This is a genomic window from Frankia sp. Hr75.2 (assembly GCF_949319125.1).
Taxonomy (GTDB): domain Bacteria; phylum Actinomycetota; class Actinomycetes; order Frankiales; family Frankiaceae; genus Parafrankia; species Parafrankia soli.
In genome coordinates this window covers 1-2,139 of record NZ_CASGGV010000127.1, presented here as the reverse complement: position 1 = coordinate 2,139, position 2,139 = coordinate 1, and the positions used below count along the sequence as shown (strand labels likewise).

Here is a 2,139-nt window from a genome sequence, read left to right as displayed (position 1 = left end):
ATTGGTCACGCCCCAACTGCTGGTCACTGTGCGCCCCCGAAACGGCGTGCCGATAATCGTGCGCCGGCCCGGACGGTGCCCCGGGTGTTACCGCGTGGCGCTGCCGGTGGATGCCATGGAGGGAGCCAGCTGGGGGTCGGTGATGCCGTGCGGGCAGGTAAGCCGGTCGATATCCCATCCGGCTCGGGTTGCTCCGGCGCGGTAGGCACTTTCGTAGAAGTCGAGGACTGTGCCCCGGCGGTCGGGGCTGTCCTGAATGGCGCCCAGGGGTAGTACCGCGAGGTGGCTGCTGCCGCGTGGCGTCCAGAGAGCGGCGTCTGGTCGTAGCCGCCCGTCGGTGATTCCGGCGGGTTCGGGGGCGGTGTAGGAATAGAAGGCCGGTTCGGGCATGGAGGCGTCGCCGAACCAGAATCCGAAACTGATGACCTCACGTGAGTACGCTTCGCGTGTCACCGGGTCGACGTCGGTAGGCTGGTCGATCCGGCGGTCACTGAAGCGGGTATGGGACAGGTCGAACGTATGCCAGAAATGGTGCACCGGGCTGACCTTGCCGGAGAAGCCGCCGGCGAACTCCTCCAGGATCAGGTTGACCTGACTGAGCAACTGCCAATAGCGCGTCACCTGTGCCGGATCGTACGCGGCGTGTTCCGTGTCGTCCTGGAACGGCCGGGCGGAGTCGGGAAGGTCGAAGGGATGCGGATGGTCGATGTGCACCGTGATGCCGAGCGCTCCGAGCGCCTCGAGCGTCTGATGGTAGAAGGACGCGACCGATCGCCCCGCGAGCGGGAACGACACCGTCTCGCCGTCCAGCCTGTGTACGACGAGGTCGTGTCCGACGAAGTCGAAGTCGATCGTGAAAATCGGGTTACCGTCGACGAGGCCCATCGGACGGGACGTGATACCGCGGCCGGTGAGGTGGAACGGGACGTTCCACCAGTGGTTCCGACGTGGGCTGGCGCTCAACCGGATCTTTCCTACGACCTGCACGTACCGGTGCAGCGTCTCTTTGGTGCCTGCCCATGACGACAGCGGCATCGGGGCCAGCAGTTCGATCATGGCGCTCCTTCGGCGGCGAACCCTCGGACCGCACCAGCATGGGCACCTACCGCTCGGCGCGCATCCCGGCGGCCAGGTGCGGCCGGTTTCGGTCGGCCGTGACCTGTTCGCCGGCGTCCACCGGCGACGTTGTCGCCGTCGAGATCAAGCAGGAACACCGCGTGCGGGAAGTGCGTCGCATCGCGTATCCCTATAGGGGTGAATGCGCTGAGACAGCGGGCGAGTGGTGCCGCCTTATCCGGCGGACCAGGGAGGTAAGGGGGACGCGGGTAGCCTCCCGGAAACCGTGGTGCCGTTTCCAGGCGCCGAGCGGATGCTCAGGGCGCCCCCCGCCGCGCCCACCCGGTCCGCCATCCCCGAGCAGGCCCGTGCCACCGCCTTCCGGGGCGGCCGGATCGAAGCCGGGACCATCATCACTGACCGTGAAGCTGAGGACCCCGTCGGCCAGCCCGATGTCGACGCACACGGCGGCACCCGGCGCATGTTTGGCTGCGTTCTGCATCGCCTCCAGACAGGCGAAGTACGCGGCAGCCTCGGTCTGACGGGGCAGCCGCTGGCCGTTCAGGGACTCCGTTCCCGTCACCCGGACCGTCCCGGGCGCGGTTCTGGCCCGGGCCCGTGGGAGTAGGCTTAGCCGAATGCTCGCCGCCGACGATGGGCAGACACTGCGTATGCGCGATCCAGGAGTGGTTCCCGACAGTGCGGAAGTCGCGCGGCGGCTAACAGCCGAGGCGCTCGTGGCCGAGCTGTTCAGCCGGTTCGACGCCCGCGACGTGGACGCCGCGCTGGCGCTGTACACCGAGGACGCGACGGTGTTCCAGGCCCACGGGAGGGACGCCGTCCGGTCCGTGATGGAGCGCGGTATGTCGCCGTTGCGTGGCCGACACCTGATCACGAACCTGCGGGCCTGGTCGCTCGATGCCGATCGCACAGCGGTCGAATACACGGCGGCGGCGTTCACGCTTGAGGGCGACGGGCCGTTCACCGCGCGGTCCGTGTTCGACCACCGCCAGCTCCAGCGGCGCGAGCCGGACGGTGTGTGGCGCATCGCCGAGCACGAGATCCACGGTTACACCCCGCCGG

2 protein-coding genes are annotated in these 2,139 nt (G+C 68.3%); one reads left to right on the top strand and one right to left on the bottom strand.

From position 1 onward, the window contains the following. Positions 1 to 87: 87 nt before the first annotated feature. On the bottom strand, positions 88 to 1,056 hold the full coding sequence (locus tag AC559T_RS11830; RefSeq protein WP_112108247.1) for a DUF5996 family protein: 969 nt from the start codon (positions 1,054 to 1,056) through the stop codon (positions 88 to 90). A 638-nt stretch (positions 1,057 to 1,694) separates the two neighbouring features. Between AC559T_RS11830 and AC559T_RS11825 the strand changes: the two genes are divergently transcribed. Further along, positions 1,695 to 2,139, top strand: a 445-nt coding sequence (locus tag AC559T_RS11825; RefSeq protein WP_498868721.1) for a nuclear transport factor 2 family protein, incomplete at its 3' end; no start/stop codon positions are given.